Annotated in this window: 24 protein-coding genes; 9 read left to right on the forward strand and 15 right to left on the reverse strand. The window is 59.6% G+C overall.

Annotation, left to right across the window (positions count from 1 at the left end; genetic code table 11):
* Positions 1-9: 9 nt before the first annotated feature.
* Positions 10-696, reverse strand: a complete 687-nt coding sequence (locus BXA01_RS05240; RefSeq protein ID WP_076563475.1) for a GNAT family N-acetyltransferase — start codon at positions 694-696, stop codon at positions 10-12.
* Positions 697-847: 151 nt separating this feature from the next.
* Here BXA01_RS05240 and BXA01_RS05245 point away from each other — a divergent pair, with 151 nt between their 5' ends.
* Positions 848-1,333, forward strand: a complete 486-nt coding sequence (locus BXA01_RS05245) for a DUF3592 domain-containing protein (protein ID WP_076563476.1) — start codon at positions 848-850, stop codon at positions 1,331-1,333.
* Between the two features lie 4 nt (positions 1,334-1,337).
* Here BXA01_RS05245 and BXA01_RS05250 read toward each other — a convergent pair whose 3' ends face one another.
* Together BXA01_RS05250 and BXA01_RS05255 are read right to left on the reverse strand one after the other, a co-directional pair.
* Complete coding sequence (locus BXA01_RS05250) at positions 1,338-1,895, reverse strand: YceI family protein (protein WP_076563477.1); 558 nt, start codon at positions 1,893-1,895, stop codon at positions 1,338-1,340.
* A 74-nt stretch (positions 1,896-1,969) separates the two neighbouring features.
* Positions 1,970-3,328: an MATE family efflux transporter gene (locus BXA01_RS05255; RefSeq protein WP_076563478.1), complete on the reverse strand. Its 1,359-nt coding sequence runs from the start codon at positions 3,326-3,328 to the stop codon at positions 1,970-1,972.
* A gap of 199 nt (positions 3,329-3,527) precedes the next feature.
* Between BXA01_RS05255 and BXA01_RS05260 the strand changes: the two genes are divergently transcribed.
* Positions 3,528-4,097, forward strand: coding sequence for a chorismate mutase (locus BXA01_RS05260; RefSeq protein ID WP_076563479.1), 570 nt, complete (start codon positions 3,528-3,530; stop codon positions 4,095-4,097).
* Between the two features lie 124 nt (positions 4,098-4,221).
* Positions 4,222-4,779, forward strand: coding sequence for a phage infection protein (locus BXA01_RS05265; protein ID WP_076563480.1), 558 nt, complete (start codon positions 4,222-4,224; stop codon positions 4,777-4,779).
* A gap of 74 nt (positions 4,780-4,853) precedes the next feature.
* On the opposite strand, the gene BXA01_RS05270 is transcribed toward BXA01_RS05265, so the two are convergent.
* The gene (locus tag BXA01_RS05270) at positions 4,854-5,189 is read right to left on the reverse strand and encodes a hypothetical protein (RefSeq protein WP_076563481.1); all 336 of its coding nucleotides are present in this window, start codon (positions 5,187-5,189) and stop codon (positions 4,854-4,856) included.
* 177 nt (positions 5,190-5,366) lie between these two features.
* On the opposite strand from BXA01_RS05270, the gene BXA01_RS05275 reads away from it, so the two are divergent.
* Positions 5,367-7,022, forward strand: coding sequence for a sensor domain-containing diguanylate cyclase (locus tag BXA01_RS05275; RefSeq protein ID WP_076563482.1), 1,656 nt, complete (start codon positions 5,367-5,369; stop codon positions 7,020-7,022).
* Between the two features lie 509 nt (positions 7,023-7,531).
* On the opposite strand, the gene BXA01_RS05285 is transcribed toward BXA01_RS05275, so the two are convergent.
* Positions 7,532-7,909, reverse strand: a complete 378-nt coding sequence (locus BXA01_RS05285) for a c-type cytochrome (protein WP_076563484.1) — start codon at positions 7,907-7,909, stop codon at positions 7,532-7,534.
* A gap of 40 nt (positions 7,910-7,949) precedes the next feature.
* Positions 7,950-9,281, reverse strand: a complete 1,332-nt coding sequence (locus tag BXA01_RS05290) for an aminotransferase-like domain-containing protein (protein WP_076563485.1) — start codon at positions 9,279-9,281, stop codon at positions 7,950-7,952.
* A gap of 89 nt (positions 9,282-9,370) precedes the next feature.
* On the opposite strand from BXA01_RS05290, the gene BXA01_RS05295 reads away from it, so the two are divergent.
* The gene (locus BXA01_RS05295; protein ID WP_076563486.1) at positions 9,371-10,264 is read left to right on the forward strand and encodes a DMT family transporter; all 894 of its coding nucleotides are present in this window, start codon (positions 9,371-9,373) and stop codon (positions 10,262-10,264) included.
* Positions 10,265-10,267: 3 nt separating this feature from the next.
* Here the strand turns inward: BXA01_RS05295 and BXA01_RS05300 are convergent, their stop codons facing one another.
* Positions 10,268-11,083, reverse strand: coding sequence for an AraC family transcriptional regulator (locus tag BXA01_RS05300; RefSeq protein ID WP_076563487.1), 816 nt, complete (start codon positions 11,081-11,083; stop codon positions 10,268-10,270).
* Between the two features lie 131 nt (positions 11,084-11,214).
* Here BXA01_RS05300 and BXA01_RS05305 point away from each other — a divergent pair, with 131 nt between their 5' ends.
* Together BXA01_RS05305 and BXA01_RS05310 are read left to right on the forward strand one after the other, a co-directional pair.
* Entirely contained in the window at positions 11,215-11,733 is a 519-nt protein-coding gene (locus BXA01_RS05305) for a carboxymuconolactone decarboxylase family protein (RefSeq protein ID WP_076563488.1), read from the forward strand.
* 187 nt (positions 11,734-11,920) lie between these two features.
* On the forward strand, positions 11,921-14,152 hold the full coding sequence (locus BXA01_RS05310; protein WP_076563489.1) for a response regulator: 2,232 nt from the start codon (positions 11,921-11,923) through the stop codon (positions 14,150-14,152).
* Here the strand turns inward: BXA01_RS05310 and BXA01_RS05315 are convergent.
* On the reverse strand, positions 14,120-15,565 hold the full coding sequence (locus BXA01_RS05315; RefSeq protein WP_076563490.1) for a SulP family inorganic anion transporter: 1,446 nt from the start codon (positions 15,563-15,565) through the stop codon (positions 14,120-14,122). The genes BXA01_RS05310 and BXA01_RS05315 overlap by 33 nt on opposite strands.
* Before the next feature lie 160 nt (positions 15,566-15,725).
* On the opposite strand from BXA01_RS05315, the gene BXA01_RS05320 reads away from it, so the two are divergent.
* Entirely contained in the window at positions 15,726-16,070 is a 345-nt protein-coding gene (locus BXA01_RS05320) for a DUF7693 family protein (protein WP_076563491.1), read from the forward strand.
* Here the strand turns inward: BXA01_RS05320 and BXA01_RS05325 are convergent.
* From BXA01_RS05325 to BXA01_RS05350, 6 genes are all read right to left on the reverse strand, one after another.
* On the reverse strand, positions 16,037-17,053 hold the full coding sequence (locus BXA01_RS05325) for a lysozyme inhibitor LprI family protein (RefSeq protein ID WP_076563492.1): 1,017 nt from the start codon (positions 17,051-17,053) through the stop codon (positions 16,037-16,039). The two genes, BXA01_RS05320 and BXA01_RS05325, sit on opposite strands and share 34 nt — an antisense overlap.
* A 184-nt stretch (positions 17,054-17,237) precedes the next feature.
* Positions 17,238-17,771 (reverse strand): cysteine hydrolase family protein, encoded by a 534-nt coding sequence (locus tag BXA01_RS05330; RefSeq protein ID WP_056788931.1) that lies wholly within the window; start codon positions 17,769-17,771, stop codon positions 17,238-17,240.
* 64 nt (positions 17,772-17,835) lie between these two features.
* Positions 17,836-19,563, reverse strand: a complete 1,728-nt coding sequence (gene ggt / locus BXA01_RS05335) for a gamma-glutamyltransferase (protein ID WP_041477051.1) — start codon at positions 19,561-19,563, stop codon at positions 17,836-17,838.
* A 148-nt stretch (positions 19,564-19,711) separates the two neighbouring features.
* The gene (locus tag BXA01_RS05340; protein WP_076563493.1) at positions 19,712-20,299 is read right to left on the reverse strand and encodes an NUDIX domain-containing protein; all 588 of its coding nucleotides are present in this window, start codon (positions 20,297-20,299) and stop codon (positions 19,712-19,714) included.
* Positions 20,300-20,398: 99 nt separating this feature from the next.
* Complete coding sequence (locus tag BXA01_RS05345) at positions 20,399-21,034, reverse strand: lytic polysaccharide monooxygenase auxiliary activity family 9 protein (RefSeq protein ID WP_076563494.1); 636 nt, start codon at positions 21,032-21,034, stop codon at positions 20,399-20,401.
* Positions 21,035-21,241: 207 nt separating this feature from the next.
* Positions 21,242-21,682: a hemerythrin domain-containing protein gene (locus BXA01_RS05350; protein WP_076563495.1), complete on the reverse strand. Its 441-nt coding sequence runs from the start codon at positions 21,680-21,682 to the stop codon at positions 21,242-21,244.
* A 152-nt stretch (positions 21,683-21,834) separates the two neighbouring features.
* Here BXA01_RS05350 and BXA01_RS05355 point away from each other — a divergent pair, with 152 nt between their 5' ends.
* Positions 21,835-22,260, forward strand: a complete 426-nt coding sequence (locus tag BXA01_RS05355) for a GNAT family N-acetyltransferase (protein WP_076563496.1) — start codon at positions 21,835-21,837, stop codon at positions 22,258-22,260.
* A gap of 102 nt (positions 22,261-22,362) precedes the next feature.
* On the opposite strand, the gene BXA01_RS05360 is transcribed toward BXA01_RS05355, so the two are convergent.
* Positions 22,363-22,713, reverse strand: a complete 351-nt coding sequence (locus BXA01_RS05360; RefSeq protein WP_076563497.1) for a hypothetical protein — start codon at positions 22,711-22,713, stop codon at positions 22,363-22,365.
* Between the last annotated feature and the right edge of the window lie 145 nt (positions 22,714-22,858).

Here is a 22,858-nt window from a genome sequence, read left to right on the forward strand (position 1 = left end):
CGCTCCCGGTCAATGCAGAGTCAGGCGCTGACGGACGAATTCTTCTACGTGGCGGCTGGTCTGGTCCAGATGGCGGTCGCGTTGTTTTTCCGCATCGAGCATCGCGCGCTTGCCGTTCTTCTGCAGCAGATAGGTGTGAATCTGCTGCACTTCCAGCGAGCGATAGATCGGCGTCGTGTCGATGAACCCGCGCAGGCCGTTGCTGCGGTAATGCCGCGTGCTCATCAGCACCTGGGTTTCGCGCTGGCCGATCACTTCAAAACCCAGTGCCTCGAAATACGGCACCTTGCCAATGCTGCAGGCCAGTTCCGCATGCGGGTAGCGCCCGACCATGTCCGCGAGCATCGCCCGCGCCACACCCTGACGCCGATGACCTTCACGCACCGCCATGTACGCGACGCTGCACGCCTCCCAATCGCCCTGCACCGGCAGGTACAGCAGAAAGCCTATGACCTGCTCTGGATCCTCATCGTCGGTGGCCACCAGCAATTCCACCTCGGTGCCCTTCTGGCCGTTCAACGCCTCAAGGTAGAGATGCACCTCATAACCCACCGCGTACTGATAAACGTTGTACAGCAGATTGCTCGGGCCGAGGCCGACCGCACTGATGTCGGTCAGGTAATCGACGACCATTTGCAGGATCTGGCTGTTGACGCTTTCCGGGCATGGGGAGGTGTAGTGGGTGATGCGTGGCATGGGCAAACTCCGGCGATAAAAAACGTTGCCGATGATCAGAGCCGTCGACGAACCGCGACATCATACCGTGCCGCGATAGACCACCGTTTAAAGATCCGCTGTCGAAGGCCGATGTAACGAACACCCTCATTTCACTACCAAGGACCGGGCCATGTATTACCCGCGCGAAGCCGCAAAAGATCATCTTTACAACCGCGTCGTCATGCTCACTGTCGCCTGCTGCGTGGTCTTGCTCCTCGCCGGGATGGCGCGCCATCAAGGCATTCTGTATGCGCTGCTGAATTTCAATGGCGCGCAAACCAACGGCACTGTCACGCAGCTGGAAGAGATCCTGATGAACAAGAATGGCAAAATCATTCACTATCGTTATGCCGACGAGCTGGGCCAGCTCCATGAAGGTGATTTTGTCGACGAACGCTACGCCGAACACACCCAGTACGAAGTCAATGGCCCGATTGCGCTATTGGTCTCGCCCTGGATGCCGGAAAAAAGCGCCATCGCCAGCCAGCTGCAAAGCTATCGCGCAGGTTTTTACATCATGACCGGCGGCGTGACGCTCGCCCTGCTGTTCCTGCTGATTTCCGGCCGGACGTTCTGGCAGATTCAGGCGATGAAGGAACAGGACCGATATTACTGAACGGTCACTGTTGTGGCGCCACCACTCTGAATTTGATGTTGATGTCTCTGGACACCACGCTGTCGGCCCACTCCCCTGCGCCGAGGCCGAACGCCTCACGGTTGAGCACCAGCTCACCATCGAAGATGCCGATGGCGTTGTCCGGTTTCAACTGCACCGGCACCTCGACCTCGCGAGTGATGCCCTTGAGCGTGAGCTGACCGACGACTTGGTAACGACGCTCGTCAACTTGAGTAAAACGGCTGGACTTGAACACCGCGAGCGGGAATTTCCCGGTGTCGAACCACGCCGGTTTCACCAGTTCGGTATTGGCGTCTTCACTGCCGGCATCGATGCTGGCGAGATCGATATGCAGCGTGGTCTGGGCTTTGCCGAGGTCGTCGGTATCGAAGTCCAGCGTCGCCTCGAACTTGCCGAAGGTGCCGTACATTCGCGAGCCCATCTGCTGATAGGTGAAGCTGATCTGGCTGGCGCTGGTGTTGACCCGGTTATATTCAGCCGCCTGCGCACCGACCATGACGCACGATGTAAACGCGGCAACCAGCAGCAATCGCAACGTCATGACATTCTCCTGGCGGCGTGCGTCGTCGAGGGCCTTGGTTAACTTAAGCCAACAACCCGTTGTTATGCCAGCGCCTATATCAACCGCTCTATCTTCTGATGCTTCCACACCAATTTGTAATACAGAGTCTGCAAAATCAGCATCCCCAAATAGGCAACCGGGAACGCCATCCACACACCCTGCAAACCGAACTGCCCGTCCAGCCAATACGCCGCCGGCAACTGCACGCCGACCACGCAAATAATCGAAATGAGCACCGGCACCAGGACGGTGCCGCTGGCGCGCATGATCCCGCCGATGATGGCCTGGAAGCCGAACACCAACAGGCTCCAGAGCATGATGTGCAGCAGATGCTCGGCCATCGCCCGGGTCGAGTCCTCGGTCAGGAACAGGCCCAGCAACCAGTGCGATAGCAGATAACCCAGCACAATCAGGCCACCGGTCAGGCACACATTGATCAACAGCCCGGTGCGCAGGATCGGACCCATGCGTTGCAGATGCCCGGCGCCGATTGCCTGGGCACCCAGAATCGATGCGGTGATCGCAATCGACAGCGCCGGAAACTGCACATAGTTGACAATCTGGGTGACTGCGCCATAGGCCGCCGTCGCTTGCGAGCCGTGCTGGTTGACCAGTGCCAGGATCACTAGCTCCGACAACGACAGCACGATCATCTGCACGCCAGTGGGCAGGCCGATGCGCAGGACCTTGCCGAGAATGGCCCGATCCAGTCGCAGCGCGGCAAAGAACTCTCGATCCGGCGCCAGCGGATGGCCCTTGCGGATCAGCCGCCAGGCGAGCCATGCCATTGCCGACAGATTCCCCGCCAGCCCGGCATACGCCGCACTCTGAATGCCCAGTGGCGGCAAGCCCAGCCAGCCGCGAATCAACGCCGGAGTCAACGCCAGCCCGACGGCAGTGGAGACGATCAGCGCGAGCAGCGGTGAGAGCGTATCGCTGACCCCGCGCAGCAATTGGGTGAACAGCACGAATACCAGTAGCGATGGCAGGATCCACAACATGACGTGGGCATAGTCCACCGCGTCGTCGAGCACATCCGCCGGCGTGCCCAACCCCGTCAGTGCCTGTCGCGCAAACACCGTGCCCAGCACCGCCGCGACCAAACCGATCAGCACACCCAGCAGCAATGTCGCTCCGGCAATCGCCTTGACCATGTGCGTTTCGCGCGCGCCCCACGCCTGACCGATCAGCACGCCAGCACCCGCGCCAAGGCCGATGACCAGGGCGATGAAAAAGAACACGACGGGAAACATGCCGGACACTGCCGCCAACGCTTGAGTGCCGAGCATTTGGCCGATGTAGATGCTGTTGACCGTCCCGGACATCGATTGCAGGAAGTTCGACAGCACCATCGGTGCGAGAAACAGCAGATAGGTTTGCCAGAGCGGCTTGGCGAAGGTGGCGCTTTGCATTGAATGGAGGTCCATCTCGACGGCGGCAGGCCTGATTGACGATAGCTTCGGTGAGTTGCGTGCAGCGTGCAATCAACATTTCCAGACAGTGTTGATTGTCTGTTTTGCATTTGTGTAAATGCCGTGCATCGCTTTGTGTCAGTGTTGCGGCTGTGGTAAATCAGCGACTCTGTCGACACGTACTATTGAGGCTCGGTTCATGCGTAACGTTGCAAATTTTCTGCTTGGCTCCCTCCTCGCTCTGTCGGCCGCCTACGCGCAGGCAGCCGCACCCGCAGCGGCGCCTGCTTCATTGAAACCGCTACTGGCCACTTTGAATGAACGCCTGAGCATCGGTGATCTGGTTGCGTTGACCAAATGGGACAGCGGCAAGCCGATCCAGGACAGCCCGCGTGAGGCGCAGGTCATCGCCAATGCCCGAACTCTGGCCACCGAACACAAACTCGATCCGGACGACGTCGCGCAACTGATCGCCGCACAGATGGAAGCGAACAAACTGGTGCAATACGGTCTGCTCGCGCAATGGCAAGCGGCAGGTGCTGCACCGGACACACCGCGTCCGGATCTGGGCAAGCAGATTCGTCCGCAGCTGGATGAGCTGCAAAAGCGCTTGCTGCAGCAGTACGCCGCATTCGCGCCCTATCGCCAGGATCCGAATTGCCCAGCATGGCTGGCCGATGTCCGCAACGGTCTGGCCGCCGATTCGCTGCATGACCTGGCGCTGATTCGTGCCAGCGGCGAGTTGTGCATCCGGGCGAAAGCGCTCTGAATCACCGCTCCTGGCAAACATCATCGGCGTCGATGTTCACCATCACCTCAATGAAGTTCTCATAAAAACTGCGCGGCGTAACATCGGCTCCAGACAAACAAACAACTTCCTGGAGCACACGATCATGAAACGCCAAACCCTTCTCGGCATCGCTTTCTCGGTTTTTGCAGTTAACGCTTTTGCAGTAACGCCTGCTCACACCCTGGTCGCTGAAGGCGGCTCGGACAAGCTGATCGAAAGCCGTCTGGCTGAAGGCGGTTCGGATCGTCTGATCGAACGCCGTGTTGCCGAAGGTGGTTCCGATCGTCTGATCGAACGCCGTGTTGCCGAAGGTGGTTCCGATCGTCTGATCGAACGCCGCGTTGCTGAAGGTGGCTCTGATCGCTTGATCGAACGCCGTGTTGCTGAAGGTGGTTCCGATCGTCTGATCGAACGCCGCGTTGCTGAAGGTGGCTCTGATCGCTTGATCGAACGCCGCGTTGCTGAAGGTGGTTCCGATCGTCTGATCGAACGCCGCGTTGCCGAGGGTGGCTCTGATCGTCTGATCGAACGCCGTGTTGCCGAGGGTGGTTCTGATCGTCTGATCGAACGCCGTGTTGCCGAAGGTGGTTCTGATCGCTTGATCGAACGCCGTGTTGCCGAAGGTGGTTCTGATCGTCTGATCGAGCGCCGTGTCGCATGAATCAACTGCATGTCCGCAACACCCATGAAAAAGCCCGGCCTGATCAGCCGGGCTTTTTTGCATTCAGCCGTCGCTTATTGCGCGTTTTTCAGCTTGACCACGTCACCGGAGATGGTGGTGGTGTAGCCGGTCAGAACCCAGGCCCAGAACCAGTTTTCCTGAACCTGCGTGTTGATCATTGCATCGCCGCCCTTGGCTTGGATGGCCGCGTTTTGCGCGCGCACAAATCGGCTGTTCTGGCGGATAGGGATGATGCCAAACAGCAGCAGGCCGGTGGCCGATGCTTCGCTGTGGCCAACCACGGTGTATTGGTTGCTGTCGTAATGGGCGGTTTTCATCGGGGCGCCGGTGCAACCTGCCAGAACCACACCGAACAGTGCGGCGGCGACTACTTTGCTGAGGTATTTCACAGTAAAACTCCATGGGGGAACGCCCGGGATCCGTCTCTCGGGCGGCGCGCATTCTAACCAAAATGATGGCTCATTGGCATCAATCTTCTTTGTATTTACTTGAACCCGTTCGCTGGCCCGCCGTCGGCGATGTCGCATACCATGGCGCCACTTCAATAAAGACAGGCACCCGCCTCCATGTTCAAAGCCAGTCTGCGTAGCCATCTCACCCTGTGGTTCGGCGGTTTGTCCCTGCTGACGTTATTGAGCGTCGGCTTTTATGTCGGTCACATCGCCACCGAACAAATGAAACAGGCCAGCGGCAACGCGTTGCTGAACACGGCGCGCGCGGCGGCGACGTTATTGGGTGAGCAACTGCGCGAGCGGCAACTGGAGGTCTATCTGCTCAGTCGCGCGCCGCATCTGGAGCGTGGCGATCTGGACAATCCAGCCATCCTCAAGTCGATGCAGTTGCGCACCCAGGCGCGCGCCGAATATGCGTGGATGGGCGTCACCGACGCCGAGGGCAACGTGCGCCAGGCGGTCAATGATCTGCTGGTCGGTCAATCGGTGCAGAAACGCCCGTGGTTCCAGATCGGCCTGCGCCGGCAATACACCGGCGATCCCCATGAAGCAGTGTTGCTGGCCAAGTTGTTGCCGGGCCTGCCCAATGGCGAGCCGCTGCGCTTCATCGATTTTGCCGCGCCAATCCACAATGCCGAAGGGCAGGTGATTGGCGTGCTGGGTGCACATGCACACTGGAGTTGGGTGACGCGCATCGTCGAGTCGGCGGCGTTTTCCCACAAGAACTCGGCGCCGGATATTCAGGCGCTGATCGTCGACCACGATGGCAAGGTGCTCTACCCCGAAGCGCTGATGGGCCAACAGCTGGCGACCAACGATCCGGTATTGTCGGGCTGGACGGCGGCCAACGGTTACCTGACCAGCATGGTCACCGTGCCGACGCCATCGGGCACGGCGCTATCATGGTCGATCGCCATTCGCCAGCCATTGGAGACTGCGCTGCAACCGGCGCGGATGCTGCAATACGAATTGCTGATCCTCGGCGTTTTCGCCGCCATCGTTTTCGGTCTGGTGGCTTATTACCTGGCACTGTACCTGAGCCGCCCTATCGAACAACTGGCACGCTCGGCCAAACAAGTGCAAAACAACCAGGCCGGGGCACAGTTCCAGCTGCAGCATCCGGTGCTGGAAATCGCCCAGCTCGGCCAGTCCATCGACGCAATGACGCAGTCACTGCTCGGCAAGGAACGAGAGCTGCAAGAAGCCAACGCCTCGCTGGAAGCCACCGTGGCACAACGCACCGCTGCACTCACTGAGGCCAACGCCGAACTGCTGAGTCTGGCCACACATGACGGCTTGACCGGCGTTTACAACCGTCGCCGTTTTGACGAAAAAATCACTGAATACTCGCTGCTGTCCCGACGCACCGGGCGCCCTTTTGCCCTGTTGCTGATCGATGCCGACCACTTCAAACGCATCAATGACAGCCATGGCCACGCGGTCGGTGACGAGGTCCTGCAACAACTGGCGACCTTGATCCAGAACAGCGTACGCAGCACCGATTTCGTCGCCCGCTACGGCGGCGAAGAGTTCGCCGTACTGCTGCCGGAAGTCGCGCAACCTGACACCCCGGAAGTCGTCGCCGAAAAGATTCGCACGGCAGTCGCCGAAGCGCAGTTTCCGGGCGTCGGCAACGTCACGGTGAGTATTGGCCTTGGCCTGGCAGATCCGGCAGACAACAACCACACGGCCCTGATCAAACGCGCCGATCAGCAGCTGTATCAGGCGAAAGCTGCGGGGCGCAATCAGGTGGCGTTCCATGCCCACTGACACCGCGTATTTCAACCAGAGACAGGTCGGCCCGCCAGCCTCGCTGGCCAGCCAGCTCCTCCAGGGATGGGGTAAACCGCAAATATGGGTCGGCAGGAGAACCGCTTTCGCGAGCAGGCTCGCTCCCACAGAAAAGCAAAGCAGCGCAGCTGCCCGCGGCGAAGCCGCACCACTCAACAATGAGCGTTAGCTCGAGTGCTTTTGATCTTGATCCACGGGCGACGTCGGAAGGCTGAGCGGAGGGATTGATCCGGGCGTGGGAGCGCAGCGACCGTCTGGCGCAGCCAGACACAGCGCAAGGAGGTGCAGCGAAGCAAACCGTAGCCGCTGCGCCCGGATCGACCCCGCAGCGAAGGGACCCGAGCCTGCGAGGGCCGAACGCAGGAGCAAGCGTTTTGGGTTACCTTTTTGGCGTCTGAAAAAGGTGACTCGCCGTAAGGGCGAAACCCTAAGCAGCCGTTACCGCAGCAATGGATATGTACTCAATCAGCGAGGAAACCATCGCCCGACTAGGGCTCAGCACTGAACTTCTGCAGATAAGCCAACAAATTATTCAACTTCTCCTCATCACTCAGCCCCCAGAAAATCATCCGTGTCCCCGGCACCACCTCTTTCGGATCCTCCAGATAAGCCTTCAACGTCGCCCGATCCCAGGTAATCCCCGAGTTCTTCATCGCATCGGAATAAACATAATTGGCCGAAGTCCCCGCAGCCCGGCCAATGATGCCGTTCAACTGCGGACCAAACCCTGGACGGGCCGACTCGCCAACCTGATGGCAACCGCCGCACAGGCGCGGAAAGATCTTCTCTCCGGCTTCAGGATCACCCTCAGCCTGAGCGCTGGTGCTGAAGATCAAGGCGAGAAGCAGTGCTGTGGTGAATTTCATTAAACAGTCCAAACCTCGCTTTACATGGCGTGGGCGCAGTTTACAGATAAGCGCCGACAATCGTTCTGACAGTGATCAACGCCTGACGCAACACCTTCATGTCCACCGAACCCAACGCCAGACGAATCGCATGGGGCGTATTGGCCGCCAGCGAAAACGGCTCGGCGCTGGTGACGGAAATCTGCTGCTGCATCAACTCGACCACGATCTGATCGGCACGCACATCTTCGGGCAACGGCAACCACAGAAAATACGAGGCCGGATGAGCAATGAAGCGCAGCCCTTTCAGCACCTCGGCCGCCAACGTCTGCCGGGCCATGGCATCACTACGCTTCTGCTCCTCAAGCACGGTGACGGTGCCGTCGTCGAGCCAACCGCACGCAATGGCGGTCATCACCCCGGGCGTGTTCCACGTTGTCGCGCGAATGATTCGCTCCAGTGCGGGCACTTGAGGCAGCGGCGCAGCAATGAAGCCGACGCGCAAACCGGTGGCGATGTTTTTCGACAGGCCCGATACGTAAAACGTCCGTTCCGGTGCCAGTTCAATCAACGGACATGGCGGGTTTTCGACCAGAAACGCGTAGGCAGCATCTTCGATAAGTGTCAGATCATAGCGGCGGGCAATCGCCACCAATCGTTCGCGCTGTTCCAGTGGCATGACCCAGCCCAGCGGATTGTGCAGCGTCGGCATGCTGTACACGGCGCGCACCGCACGCTGGCGGCAGAGCCTGTCCAGTGCCGACAAATCCGGACCGTGCTCCGTCATCGGGATCGCCAGCACTTCCAGATGCAACGCGTCGGCCAGCACCTTGAACCCGGAATAGGTCAGCGCATCGGCGGCGATCACATCACCGGGTTTGAGCAGGGCCATCAGCGTCACCGCCAAACCTTGCTGAGCGCCATTGACGATCAGCACTTGGTCGGCTTCAACGGTCACGCCGCGTGTCGACAAATGTCGCGCCACCGAGGCGCGTTCGTGGGCACGTCCGGCGTGGGGTTGATAACGCAGCAACGCTTCGAGATCGCCGGACAACGCCAGTTGCCGCAACGCCGTGCGCAACAACTCAGCCTGACCGGGCAACGACGGATAGTTGAAATTCAGGTCGATCATGCCGACCGCTACGTCTTTCTGATCGATGCCCTGCCCCGGCGCCAGCGACGTTTCCCGGACAAACGTTCCGCGCCCGGCTTCGCCACTGACCAGGCCCATCGCCTCAAGCTCGGCATAAACCCGTGAAGCGGTAACCAGCGCCAGTCCTTCCTGCGCCGCCAGTTGCCGATGCGTAGGTAATCGCGTGCCCGGCGGCAGTCGTCCGCCACGAATATCCGCCGCATAACGGTCAACCAAGGTCTTGTAACGGGATCGGGGCATGCCGGCTGTATCCATGACAATTTTTTGATTGTGCTGATTCTCCGCCCTAGGATCACGGCGACACAAGCCACTTTTTGAGCGCGACCGACATGCACACAACATCGACTGCGGCCCACCCGGCACTGGAAAAAACCAGTGGCTGGATCAACGGTTTTATCGGCGTGCTGATTTTCAGCGGTTCGCTGCCGGCCACACGTTTGGCGGTGCTGGAATTCGATCCGGTGTTTCTGACCGTGGTGCGAGCAGCGATCGCCGGCGCACTGGCCGTCGGACTTCTGCTGTTGTTCAAGCAACCGCGACCGTCGCGCCATCAGTGGCTGTCGCTGTTGATTGTGGCGCTGGGCGTAGTGTTGGGTTTTCCGCTGCTGACCGCGTTGGCATTGCAGCACGTAACGTCAGCGCATTCGATCGTGTTTGTAGGATTGCTACCGCTGGCCACGGCGATGTTTGGTGTCTTGCGTGGCGGTGAGCGGCCGCGGCCTGTGTTCTGGATCTTCTCGATCCTGGGCAGTGCGCTGGTGGTAGGCTTTGCCCTGTCCCAAGGCTTGAGCGCCTCGCCCACCGGCGATCTGCTGATGCTCGCGGCGATCCTGGCCTGCGGCCTTGGTTACGCCGAAGGCGCGAAACTGTCACGCAGCCTCGGCGGCTGGCAGGTGATCTGCTGGGCGCTGGTAATGTCGTTACCGCTGATGGCAGTGCTGAGCCTGTGGCTGGCGCCCGCCTCGTTCGGCAACATCAGCTTGCCTGCGTGGATGTGCCTGGGCTACGTGTCGCTGTTCAGCATGCTGATCGGTTTCGTGTTCTGGTATCGCGGTCTGGCACAAGGTGGAATCGCAGCGGTCGGGCAGTTGCAGTTGCTTCAGCCGTTTTTCGGTCTGGCGCTGGCGGCGACGTTGCTGCATGAGCAGGTCAGCGTCGGCATGCTCGGCGTAACGCTTGGGGTGATTCTCTGCGTGGCCGGGGCGAAGAAATTTGCCAAATAGTATTCAGTGTCCGGCTTTCCATTGCCGAGGACTCAGCCCGGTCTTGCGCCGAAACGCCCGGGCCAGCGCCGACGGACTTTCGTAACCGACCTCTTCGGCAATCAGCGCAATCGGCCGGCCTTCGCGCAGGCGTTTCTGCGCAAGACTGACGCGCCAGCTCAGCAGGTATTCGGCCGGTGTCTGCCCGACAACCCGGCGAAACTGCTCGGCAAAACCGGCGCGGGACTGGTTCGCCGCCGCCGCGAGATCGGCCACACTCCAGGGCTTGTGCGGTTGCTCATGGATCAGGTTCAAAGCGCGAGACAAGCGCGGGTCAGCCAGGCCGGCCATCATGCCCGGTTGCTGATCTCGACTACCGATGAGATGGCGCAGCAACAGAATCACCAGCAATTCGAACAGGCGATCCATCACCGCCACGCGCCCGCAATGCCCTTCAAAAGCTTCGTTGAACAGCCAGTCAAGGGTGCTGCGCAATTCCGGGGTATCGGTGAGTTTCAACACCAGATAGTCCGGTAACGCGGCGGCCAGGGCATTGCCCGAGCCACCGTCGAAGGTCAGCGAGGCACAGACAATCTGACTGGCCATGGCTTCGTCGGCAAACATCCGATGGGTAAACGGCCGGGGAAAGAAAATCAGTGACGGTTCGTCCAGACGAATTTCCCGCTCGTTGCCCGGTTTGAGCAGCAACGCCCCGGCTTGCAGAACATGCACGTGCCCGACCGGCTCGCCTTCGTGAACGCTCACGCCGCAAAACGCGCCGCTATGAAAGGTGCCGGCGTTCACGCCAAAATGACTGAGTAATGTGGAAAGGCGATCCATGGCTGACTCCCGAAGGCATATCTGGACGATCTGCCGCATATCCTCGACGATTTGCCGCCAAAGCGCCATTGGCAGCCCCTAAGATCTCTCCATCCCCGCTGCACTTCGCTGCGGAATTTCGGAGAATCACCATGAGCCGCATCCCTGCAATCAGCCTCGACGCCGCCACCGATGCCACCCGTCCTGCACTGGAAGGCGTGAAGAAAAAAATCGGCTTCCTGCCCAACGTCTTCACCACCCTCGCCCAAGCGCCAGTTGCATTCGACACTTACCTGCAAGCCTCGGCAATCCTCGGCAAGACCTCATTGAGCGGCAAAGAGAAAGAAGCCGTTTACCTCGCCACTTCGCAAGTCAACGGTTGCGACTATTGCCTGTCCGCACACACCGTGTTTGCCGGCAAAGCCGGGCTGTCGGCGGAGGACATCATCGCGGCACGTCACGGCGAACTGAATGCCTACGCCGCCCTCGCCCGCCAACTGACCGAAACCCGTGGCCACTTGAGCGATGAACAGTTGGCCGCTGCCCGCGCCGCCGGTATCGATGACCGCAAGATTATCGAAGTGATTGCCCTGGTGGCCGTGCAGACATTGACTAACTACCTGAACAACACGGCGCTGACCGACATTGATTTCCCCGCCGTCGAGGCCTGAGCAGCCGCTCACGAACTGAAGAAAAATCCGCTGGCGAAAAGATGCTCTTTTCGCCAGCGCTGTTTTTTGCTGCCATGATGTAGGTCAGAATAATTCGCAGCGCAAACAGTGTCTGGTGCGCTGAAACCAAACAGCCTGTGCGCAGGTCTTTGTTCTCAGACAAATGCCCCGGAAAGACACGAACCCCATGACAGACTGGTTGCAAGACAACGGCGAGATGGCCGGACAGATCCGCCGTCACGACTGGGCAAATTCGCCCCTCGGCCCGTTGGAACACTGGCCCGATGTACTCAAGACCACTGTCTCGCTCAGTCTCGCCTCGCATTTCCCTCAGGCGATCGTCTGGGGCCCGCAACTGATCACTCTCTATAACGACGCCTTCGTGCCGATTCTCGGCGACAAGCCGCATGCGCTCGGACGTTCTTTCAGCGACATCTGGAAGGAAGCCTGGCATGAAATCAGGCCCATAGCGGAGGCAGCGTACGCCGGCCAGGCCACTTACATCGAAAACTTTGCTCTGCAGATCGAACGCGGCAAAGGCCCGGAGCAGGCGTTCTTCACTTTTTGCTATAGCCCGATTCGTGATTCCCACGGCAATGTCGTCGGCATGATCGACACCGTCACCGAGACCACTCAGACCGTTTATCTCAACCGACGCCTGGCGGTCCTCGATGCCATCGGCGAAGCGGTGACCAATGCCACGGATGCGCAAGCAATCCTGGCGGCGAGCACGCGGCTGATGGTCGAGCAGTTGCAATTGTCCAACTGCGCCTACGCCGACATGGATGCCGACGAGGATGGCTTCACCATTCGCGGCGACTATGCGGCACCGGGTTCGCCAAGCATCATCGGCCACTACCGCCTGCGCGATTTCGGTGAGAAGGCAGTGACTCTGCTGCGCGCCGGGGAACCGCTGGTCATCCATGACAACCGCAGCGAGCTACCACCGGAAGAGTCGGCGACCTTTCAGGCCATCGGTATTACCGCGACCATTTGTGTACCACTGATCAAGCAGGGCCGTCTGACCGCATTGATGGCCGTCCACGACAAAGTGCCGCGGGTCTGGTCGCAATTTGAGCAGGCATTGATGAGCGAAGTGACCGAACGGTGCTGGGCGCACATCGAACGGGTGCGCGCCGATGCGAACGTGCGCGAGGGCTTGCTTGCATTGGCTGAACTCAATGCCACGCTGGAACAACGGGTCGAGGAACGCAGCCTGCGCCTGGCCCAGGCCGAGTCGACGTTGCGCCAGTCGCAAAAGCTCGAAGCCATCGGCCAATTGACCGGCGGCGTCGCCCACGACTTCAACAATCTGCTGACGATCATTCGTTCGTCGGTGGATTTTCTGCGCCAGCCCAACCTGCCGGAAGAACGCCGTCAGCGCTACATGCGCGCGGTGTCCGACACCGTCGAGCGCGCCTCCAAGCTGACCAGTCAGTTGCTCGCCTTCGCCCGCCGTCAGCCGCTCAATCCGCAGGTAGTCGACGCCGGCGAACGTTTGGCAAACATCGGCGAAATGCTCGAATCGGTCACCGGCGCGCAGATTCACGTGTGCGTCGAGCGTCCGGATCACCCCTGCTACATCCGCGTCGATCTCAGTCAGTTTGAAACCGCGTTGATCAACATTGCGCTTAACGCCCGCGACGCCATGAATGGTCAGGGTGAGCTGAAATTGCGCCTGGAGTGCCACAAAGCGCTGCCGCCGATTCGCGGTCACGCCGGGTCCAGCAGCCATTTCGTGTCGATTGCCCTGGCCGACACCGGTGCCGGCATCGACGCACACACCCTTGAACACATCTTCGAACCGTTCTTTACCACCAAGGCTGTCGGCAAAGGCACGGGTCTGGGGCTGTCGCAGGTGTTCGGGTTTGCCAAGCAGTCGGGCGGCAACGTCGACGTCTCCAGCGTGCTAGGTCAAGGCACCGAGTTCACCTTGTATTTGCCGCAAGTGCCGGCGATCGAGGCAGAAATGGACGAGGCAGAGGACGATGGCGAAGTGCAGCCGGCCTGCGAAAAACGCCGGGTACTGGTGGTCGAAGACAATCTCGATGTCGGCCGTTTCGCCAATCAGATCCTCCAGGATCTGGGCTATGAAACCGCGTGGGCGACCAACGCTGAAGAAGCGCTGCAGTTGGCCGGTAGCGATGCCAGCGCGTTCGATGCGGTGTTTTCCGACGTAGTCATGCCGGGCATCACCGGTGTCGCGTTGGCCAAGGAACTGCGCCAGCGCCGCCCCGATCTGCCGGTGATTCTGACCTCCGGCTACAGCGAAGAGCTGGCGCGCAGCGGGTACGAAGGTTTCGAATTTCTCGCCAAGCCCTACTCCGCCGAACAGGTCTCACGGATTCTCGGCAAGACCTGGTTCAAGGACGCAAAACCCGCGGCGTCAGTCGTGATCGACGCCGGCGCGCTTGAGTAATTTCTTGCAGCGTTCCGACAGATGAAACACCTGTAAATGCTTGCCAGCCTTGGCGTAGCGTTCACGCAGGGTTTTCAATGCGGCGATCGCCGAGTAGTCGACAAAGCTCAGGTGGCGGCAATCGAGAGTGACTTTGGCCGGATCGTTGGCCGGGTCGAACTGATTGAGAAACGGCGTGGTCGAGGCGAAAAACAGCGTGCCGTGCAGGCGATAGAGCTTGCTGCCATCGGCTTCAAGATGTTCATCGGCATACAGTTCGCGGGCCTGCTGCCAGGCGAAGTTGAGCGCAGCGATGATGATCCCGCACAGCACGGCCGTGGCCAGATCGGTGAACACGGTGATGGTGGTCACCGCGATGATCACCAGCACATCGTGCAGCGGCACCTTGTTGATCACCCGCAACGACGCCCAGGCGAACGTCTGCTGAGATACCACAAACATCACCCCCACCAGTGCGGCCAGCGGAATACGCTCGATCAGCGGCGACAGAAACAGAATGAACAACAGAATCAGCACACCGGCCACAACGCCGGACAAGCGCCCGCGCCCGCCGGAGCTGAGGTTGATCACGGTCTGGCCGATCATCGCGCAACCGCCCATGCCGCCGAACGCACCGGACACCATGTTCGCTGCGCCGAGCGCCACGCACTCACGATCCGGATAGCCACGGGTTTCGGTGATTTCGTCGGTCAGGTTCAGCGTCAGCAGGGTTTCCAGCAGGCCGACCATCGCCATCAGGATCGCGTACGGGGCGATGATGCGCAGCGTTTCCAGGCTCCACGCAATGTCCGGCACGGCGAACGTCGGCAGACCACCGGCAATGTGCGCCATGTCGCCGAGGGTGCGGGTCGGCAGGCCGAACAGGTAGACCAGCAGGCCGACACCAAGGATCGCCACCAGCGCCGGCGGTACCGCTTTGGTCAGGCGCGGCAGGATGTAAACGATGGCCATGGTCAGTAGCACCAGCCCGGTCATCAGGTACAACGGCGTACCGCTGAGCCAGTGCTCGCCGCTTTTGAAGTGCTCCAGTTGCGCCAGGGCAATGATGATCGCCAGGCCGTTGACGAAACCTAGCATCACCGGATGCGGCACCATGCGCACCAGTTTGCCCAAGCGCAACAGCCCGAACGCCATCATGATCAGACCGCCGAGCAGCACCGTCGCCAGCAGATATTGCACGCCGTGTTGCACCACCAGCGCGACGATCACCACCGCCATCGAACCCGCCGCACCGGAAACCATGCCCGGTCGGCCACCAAACAACGCCGTCAGCGTGCAAATGATGAACGCGCCGTACAAGCCCATCAGCGGATTGAGATGCGCGACCAGGGCGAAAGCAATGCATTCGGGCAACAGGGCGAACGAGGTGGTGAGTCCGGCGAGGACATCGGCGCGCAGACGAATCGGTTTCATGGCTTACCTGACTGAGCGGCCGCTGGGCACGGCTGCTGTTTTCGCGAAAAAAGAGGGAGGCGAATGTTACGGAATTGTTCGGCCCCGGGCCAGTGAAACGCTGACATGGGGTGGCGCGGGCCTTATCCTTGCAGGCTTGTCCATCGAATCGAGTCGCAGCATGTCAGCGTATTTGTCCGCCCGGGATGTGTGTCAGCGTCTGCGCGAAGCTGCGCTGGGCGTGCTTGCGTTCGAAGTCTGCGAGGTAATGTCCCAGTCCGGGCTGATTGCCGTTGATATCGAGGGCTGGCTTGTGCTGCTGGACTTCGCCGACGGACATTTGCATCACTGTGAATACGCGCGCAACTGCGCCGGGGACGAAGCGACGCTCAACACGTGGCAGCGTTATGGCACGGACCCGGTGAGTCTGCTCAGCACATGGGAACTGGCGCAGATCGAGCGGTTACTGCGTGAGGCGGATGGAGATGTGGCTCAGGGCATCATTTCCAGAACCGGTGACGACTGATTTTCTTGCATGCGGTCATACCAGCCCTGCAGCACATCGGGCAACCGCTTCTTCCACTTCGCCACGTTGGTGTAGTACCGCAGATGTTCATGGCCCTGATCATCGTAGCTTTTGAAGATCAGCCAGACCTGTGCGTCTGCAGCACTCATCAGAATGCCGATGCCGCCGAGACCGCGCATCCACATTTCTACAACCTGAGCATCGGCCATATCTTTTGAGTCTTCGCCGACCTGCAAGGAACCGGAGGTTTCTACCAGTTTCTGGTAGTCGGTCTTGAGCAGCGAACGCAGTACCTGATCTTCTGCGGGTGTGCGAGCCAGACCCAGGCTGAGCAGATCGTAATCCAGCTTCAGCGGTTGTTCGGAGGCGACATACCGACCGGCGTAATACACGCCCATGCCACCGCCGCAGTCGGAATCCGCACCGGTTTGCGTGACGTTCAGTACGCCATTGATGGGCGTGAAGGCGAGTTTGCAGGCGTCCTCGGCGTACAGGGCTGTTCCATCCTTGAGTATGGCAACGCCGGTCAAGTCTCCGGAATTGGCGCCCTCGCCTGCTGAGATATCGATGGCGATATGCGTGGCATCACGACGTTGGGTGACAAGGGTCGCCGAGGTCGAGGTGCCGGGCGGGATCAATTGCCAAGTGGCGTCCCAACTGAACGGTTGGACGGCGTGTCCGAGTTCGCTGAGGCGCATCAGATATTCACGACGCAGACACGCACTCTGGGCACCGCAAGCGTTGCGGTGTTTCAGCCACTGGCGTTGGTCGGATTTCAGAGTTTTGGGATCAGCAATTTTGCCCAGCGTGTTCCGCCATTGCGTGGCGAGCTTGTCGTCGAGGCTCGAGAGGTAGGGATCAGTGCAGATGGCTTTTTCGATTTTGCTGGTGGCACTGGTGCAATCGAAACTGCTGGCGTGAGCGGTGCAGGCAATGACGAGAGAGGCCAGCGCCACGGCGTGACGCAGGTAGATAGCGAACATGAGAGATTCCATTCTTCGGGCGGCGGGGATTATGCCAGTGCTGCTGCCGTAAATCGCTGTTGTCGTAGAGCATGCTCACCCAAGGAGCGAGCCTGCTCGCGAAGGCGGTATATCAGTCGGTTTGATGTTGGCTGTCACAGCGCTTTCGCGAGCAGGCTCGCTCCCACAGGGGGTTTGTGTGAGTTCAGAAGGTGATTTCGGCTGCCGGTTTGACGTCGATTCGTGCCACGGAACTGGTTAGGGCGGCGAAGTCCTTGTTGTGTTGGGCAATGATGTCCTCGGCGCTCATGTTGCCGTTATCGACCGTCGAATGTGCATCCCGCGCGACGACGATGTCGTAACCCAGTGAATGCGCGCTGCGCACCGTGGCGTTGACGCAGTAATCGGTTTGCAGGCCGCAGATGATCAGACGTTCGAAGTCTTCGCTGGGCAGCAGCTTGCCGAGATCGGTCTGGTAGAAAGAATCCCCGGTAGTCTTGCCTACACGCAGGTCTTTCGTCGAAGTCAGCAAACCTTCGGCCAGTTGCCAACCGTCCGCGCCATGCACGAACGGACCGTCCTTTTCTTCGTGCTGAATCAACACCACCGGAACGCCAGCCGTGCGGGCGCGTTGGCTGAGATCATTGATCGTGGCGATTACGCGGTCGATTTCAAAACACTGATATTCACCAGCACACAGTGCTTGCTGGACGTCGATGATCAGTAATGCGGTGGTCATGTCGAGCCTTCCTTGATCAGTCCTTGAGATTGGGCGGACCTGAGCCCGCCCCTTTTTACTCCGCTCAGTAACCCAGTGACAAGCCGGTATTACGCCGTGGATCATTGGCGCCATAGAAGCGATTCTTGCCAACCGGTTTGCCGTCCAGTGACGGCGCGCCGACCAGAATCGCGGCGATGTGGTTGGGATCCTGCGGGCCGGCAAACTTGTGGCCCCAGCTCTCGAGGAGCTTTTTCGTATCCGGGCTGGCGGCGAAGTCTTCGAGGTTGGTTTCCTCCGGCATCCACTGCTGATGGAAGCGCGGCGCGTCGACCGCTTCCTGCAGCCCCATGCCGTAATCGATCACGTTGAGCATGGTCAGCAAGGTCGCGGTGATTATCCGGCTACCACCCGGCGTGCCCACCACCATCACCACTTTGCCATCCTTGGTGACGATGGTCGGACTCATTGACGACAGCGGGGCCTTGCCCGGCGCGATGGCATTGGCTTCCCCCTGAACCAGACCGTACATGTTCGGCACGCCGACCTTGGAGGTGAAGTCGTCCATTTCGTCGTTGAGGATCACCCCGGTCTTGCTCGCCATCACGCCAGCGCCGAACCAGTCATTAAGGGTGTAGGTGACCGAAACGGCATTGCCCCACTTGTCGACGATCGAATAGTGCGTGGTGTTGCTGCCTTCATGCGGCGCTACACCGGGTTTGAGCTCAGCCGACACGCCGGCCTTTTGCGGCTGGATGGCGTTGCGCAGTTTGGTCGCATAGTTCTTGTCCAGCAGGTGCTCGATCGGATTCTTCACGAAATCCGGATCGCCGAGGTAGCTGTTGCGATCAACGTAAGCGTGGCGCATCGCTTCGATCTGGTAGTGCATGCCCTGAGCGGAATGGAAGCCCAGGTCCTTCATCGGATAGCCTTCGAGGATATTCATGATCTGGCAGATCACCACCCCGCCGGAGCTGGGCGGTGGCGCCGAGACCACGTGATAGCCGCGATAATCGCACTCCACCGGGGCCAGTTCGCGAGTCTTGTATTTGTCCAGGTCGGCCTGGCTGATGATGCCTTTGTTGGCCTGGCTGGAAGTGACGATGGCATCGGCGACCCAGCCTTTGTAGAAGCCGTCGGCGCCCTTCTCGGAAATCGTCCGCAGGGTTTTCGCCAGATCCTTTTGCACCAGTTTCTGCCCGACCTGCATCGGCTCGCCGTTGCTGAGGAAGATCGAGCCGGAATCGCGCATGTCCTTCTTGAACACATCCGTCGCGTATTCGAGCAGCTCGACATCGCCCTGCTGCAGCTCGAAACCGTCTTCGGCCAGTTTGATCGCCGGGGCAATCATGTCCTTGCGCTGTTTGGTGCCATATTTGCTCAGCGCCAGCTCCATGCCGGACACGGTGCCCGGCACCCCGACGGCCAGATGGCCGCGCGTGCTCAAGTCCGGGATGACGTTACCGTCCTTGTCCAGATACATGTTGGCGGTCGCTGCCAGCGGCGCTTTCTCACGGAAATCGAGAAAGGTCTTGCGCCCGTCCGCCAGTTGAATAGTCATGAACCCGCCGCCGCCAAGGTTGCCCGCCGCCGGATAGACCACCGCCAGCGCATAGCCCACGGCCACTGCCGCATCCACAGCATTGCCGCCGTTTTTCAACACATCGACGCCAACATGGGTCGCCAGATGTTGCGCGGTGACCACCATGCCGTTTTCCGCCGCAACCGGCGCCACTGATGCCGCGTGAGCCATGAGACAGCTGAGCGCCAGGGAGGTCGCAATGAGCGATCTGGCCAAAGGTTCGTACTTCATGAGTCGATCTCTTTTTGTTTTTGGGGACTGCGCAAAACGCAGGGCAACGCTTCAGGAGCAACAAGCAGTATGGTCGGCTTTGCGTATTGCGCCTCCCCGTTCAGCCAGTATGCTGAGCCATCGCAGCCGTTGGCAGCTCCTGCCCGAATCAAGCGAAGAGGTTATTCATCGCTGCGTATTGCATCAGCATGATGGTCTTGGCGTCACAGATCTCGCCGCGTTGAAATGCTGCCAGTGCCTCATCGAAACCCCATTCGAGCACTTCCAGTTCTTCGGTTTCCTCTTCCAGCCCACCACCGTCGCTGACTTTGGACGCGGCGTCGTATTCAGCGATAAAAAAGTGCAGCTTCTCCGTCACCGAGCCGGGGCTCATATACGCCTCGAATACTTTTTTCACGTCATGCACGCGATAACCGGTTTCCTCCTCGGCTTCGTCACGAATGCGCTGCTCCGGCGCGGCACCTTCCAGCAACCCCGCCGCCACCTCGATCAACAATCCATCGTGGCCGTTGACGAACACCGGCAAACGAAACTGGCGGGTCAGCACCACCGTGCGCTTTTCGCGGTTGAACAGCAGAATCGCCGCGCCGTTGCCCCGGTCGTAGACCTCGCGGGTCTGGCGCTGCCATTCACCGTTGTTGCGGTGGTAGTCGAAAGTGATTTTCTTCAGCAGATACCAGTCGTGGGACAACACCTGAGTGTCGACGATGTTGACCCGTTCGGCTGTGTTGGACATCGCGTCTGATCCTGTCTTCATGGGGGGACTGCCATGGTCGATCAATTGCGCCGACAAAAAAAGCCCGGCAGCGCTACCGGGCTCGTTCAGCCTGCGCGGTTACTGAAAGTCGACGTCAAAGGCCTGGTAGAAGGCGTTGCCGGTATTGGCGACGATCCACATCAGCACAATGACATGGTGGCCCTTCTTGCTCGCCGGCAGCTGCACTTGGTGATCGACCTTCGCCTTCAGTTCACCGGCATGACTGTAATAAGGCACTTGTGGGTAGAAATCCTCGAAGAACGGCTGGGTTTCCAGCTGCGCACGGCTGATGCGTTGCTGGGGTTCCCAGCCGTCTTTGGTGATCAGCCAGCGATAACCTCGGGTGGTATGCGGCGCGGTGTACGCCCAACTGACCACAAGAATCTGGCCCGGATCGACATTCAGCAGCGGCCAGTTGAATGAACGGCCGAGCTCCTTGCTCATCTCGTCGTCGGTGTAATTGACGCAATCGCGGGCATCAGTCTTGCCGCCGCTGAGAATGTAGCCATCGGCCGGCGGCGCGACGCTGTCCGAGTCGGTCTCGAAGGGTTGCGGGAACGGCCCAGCATTCACGGCCGGAAAGTTTTTGCCGCCCTCCATTTCATTGACTTGCCAAGCGCCGAGCAGGCCGAGGTCAATGGCCACTGCGCCGCGGCTTGCTGGCGAGATGACACGACCGTGTTTGAGTTGGGTTTGTGGGATTGCCTGATTCATCGTCTTCACTCCGTTGATTTGAGAACTCTCCTTCCCGAGGAGAGGCCTTCAAGCTAACGGAGGTGAATTTTTTGTCCATCGGCGCTTTTGTCACAGTCCCAGTGTGCAAGACGTAAAAAGCCCGTAAATACTGGATGCATAACCAGCACTCGACGACGCATCGTACTCAACGTGTAGCTGAACACCTACACGCCGAGTCGCCTTTGGTCATTCAGACAGTTGCGCCTGATACTCCTTTTCGTACTGCCCGGCGAGTAGCGTTTTCTGTTTATCGTCGAGCAGCTTGCCGGCCATCTGGAAGAATTTGTGCTCTTCTTCCTCGAGGTGGTGATGAACCTTGTCGGAAAGCTTTTTCGCTGTGGCCAGCCAGGCCGGACTGGACATCTCGGTCTCGTCGAGCTCTTCCATCATCTCGTCCATTTCGTGGTGTTCGGCGATGGCGTGGCGGCTCAGGTCCACGCCTTCATCGATTTCCATCAACGGAATGTAGAAGTGCCGCTCTTCAGCGGTTTCATGCGCTTGCAGTTCTGCTTTTAGCTGCTTGTAGGCCTCGACCCGCTCAGGGCTGTCGCCGCTGGTCGCGATCAGAGCCTTGGCGTAAGTGCGCTGGCGCTCGTGGCTTTCGCGCAGGGCTTCGAAAATATTCACGGGATTTCCTCATCAATCGCGCTCAGGGAAAGACGCGATAAAAGCCTAGACCGCATCGCTGGTTTGACGGTTCCGCTCGTTTGATCGAAGGGCTTGGAAGCGCTTGCCCACACGCGTTAGGCTGGGCGTTCAATTACACAAGGAAGTCATGCATGAATTTGCGTATCGAGTTGACGCACAATCCTACCGAGGAACAGCGTCAGGCCATTCTGCAACCGCTGATCGAATACAACGATGCTCAAACCGGCGGTTCGAAATCCGAACCGTTCGCCTTGATGGTCAAAGACCAGAATGGCGAAATACTGGGCGGTTTGTACGGGCGAATGATTTTTCGCTGGATGTTCATCGAACTGCTGTCAGTGCCGGAACAAGGTCGCGGACTGGGTATCGGCTCGAAATTGATGGCTCAGGCGGAAGCCCTGGCCAAGGAAAAAAACTGCTACGGCGTCTGGCTCGACACCTTCGATTTTCAGGCGCCGGAGTTCTACAAGAAGCTGGGCTTCAGCCAGTTCGGTGAGATCGTTGACTATCCACCGGGGCACAAGCGGCATTTTTTCCAGAAGCGGCTGATCGACTGACTGTGTCGCCCTTTTCGCGAGCAGGCTCGCTCCCACACTGGAAAGCATTCAACCTGTGGGAGCGAGCCTGCTCGCGAAAGCGCCAGCCGCCTCGACACACAATCAGAGGCAGGTCGCCATCGCCGCCATCCGCCGCATCGCGACAAAATCACTCTTCTGCGCGTAATAGTTCAAGGTTGTCCCTGACGCTTCGGTGATCACATCGACAAACGACTCTGCCGAACGCGTGTAAACCGTAGTGCCACCGGACTCGCGCGGCTCCAGATAGGCCGCCGCGTCCACGCCGAAAACCGCTTCGTCCTGCCATGCGAATTGCACGCACCGGGCGACGTCTTTCTCCGGCTTGTCCGAGGTCAGGACCTTGTCCGGGCTCTTGCTGCGAGCATCTTTCATCACCGAACCGGCGCACCCGGCCAACAGGGCCGCCGCCAGCACTACCATCAGCATTCGCATTGCATTCGCTCATCGAGAAAAAAGCGGACTGTAGCACTGCAACGCGGCAAATCGTTCTGCTTTACTGTTTTTATGCGCGACACGCGTGAGCAGCTGCGGCACTCTGAGATCTTCAGCCACACAAAGGAGGTATCAGCTAGCACCT

Source organism: Pseudomonas sp. B10 (assembly GCF_900156235.1).
Classification (GTDB): Bacteria; Pseudomonadota; Gammaproteobacteria; order Pseudomonadales; family Pseudomonadaceae; genus Aquipseudomonas; species Aquipseudomonas siliginis.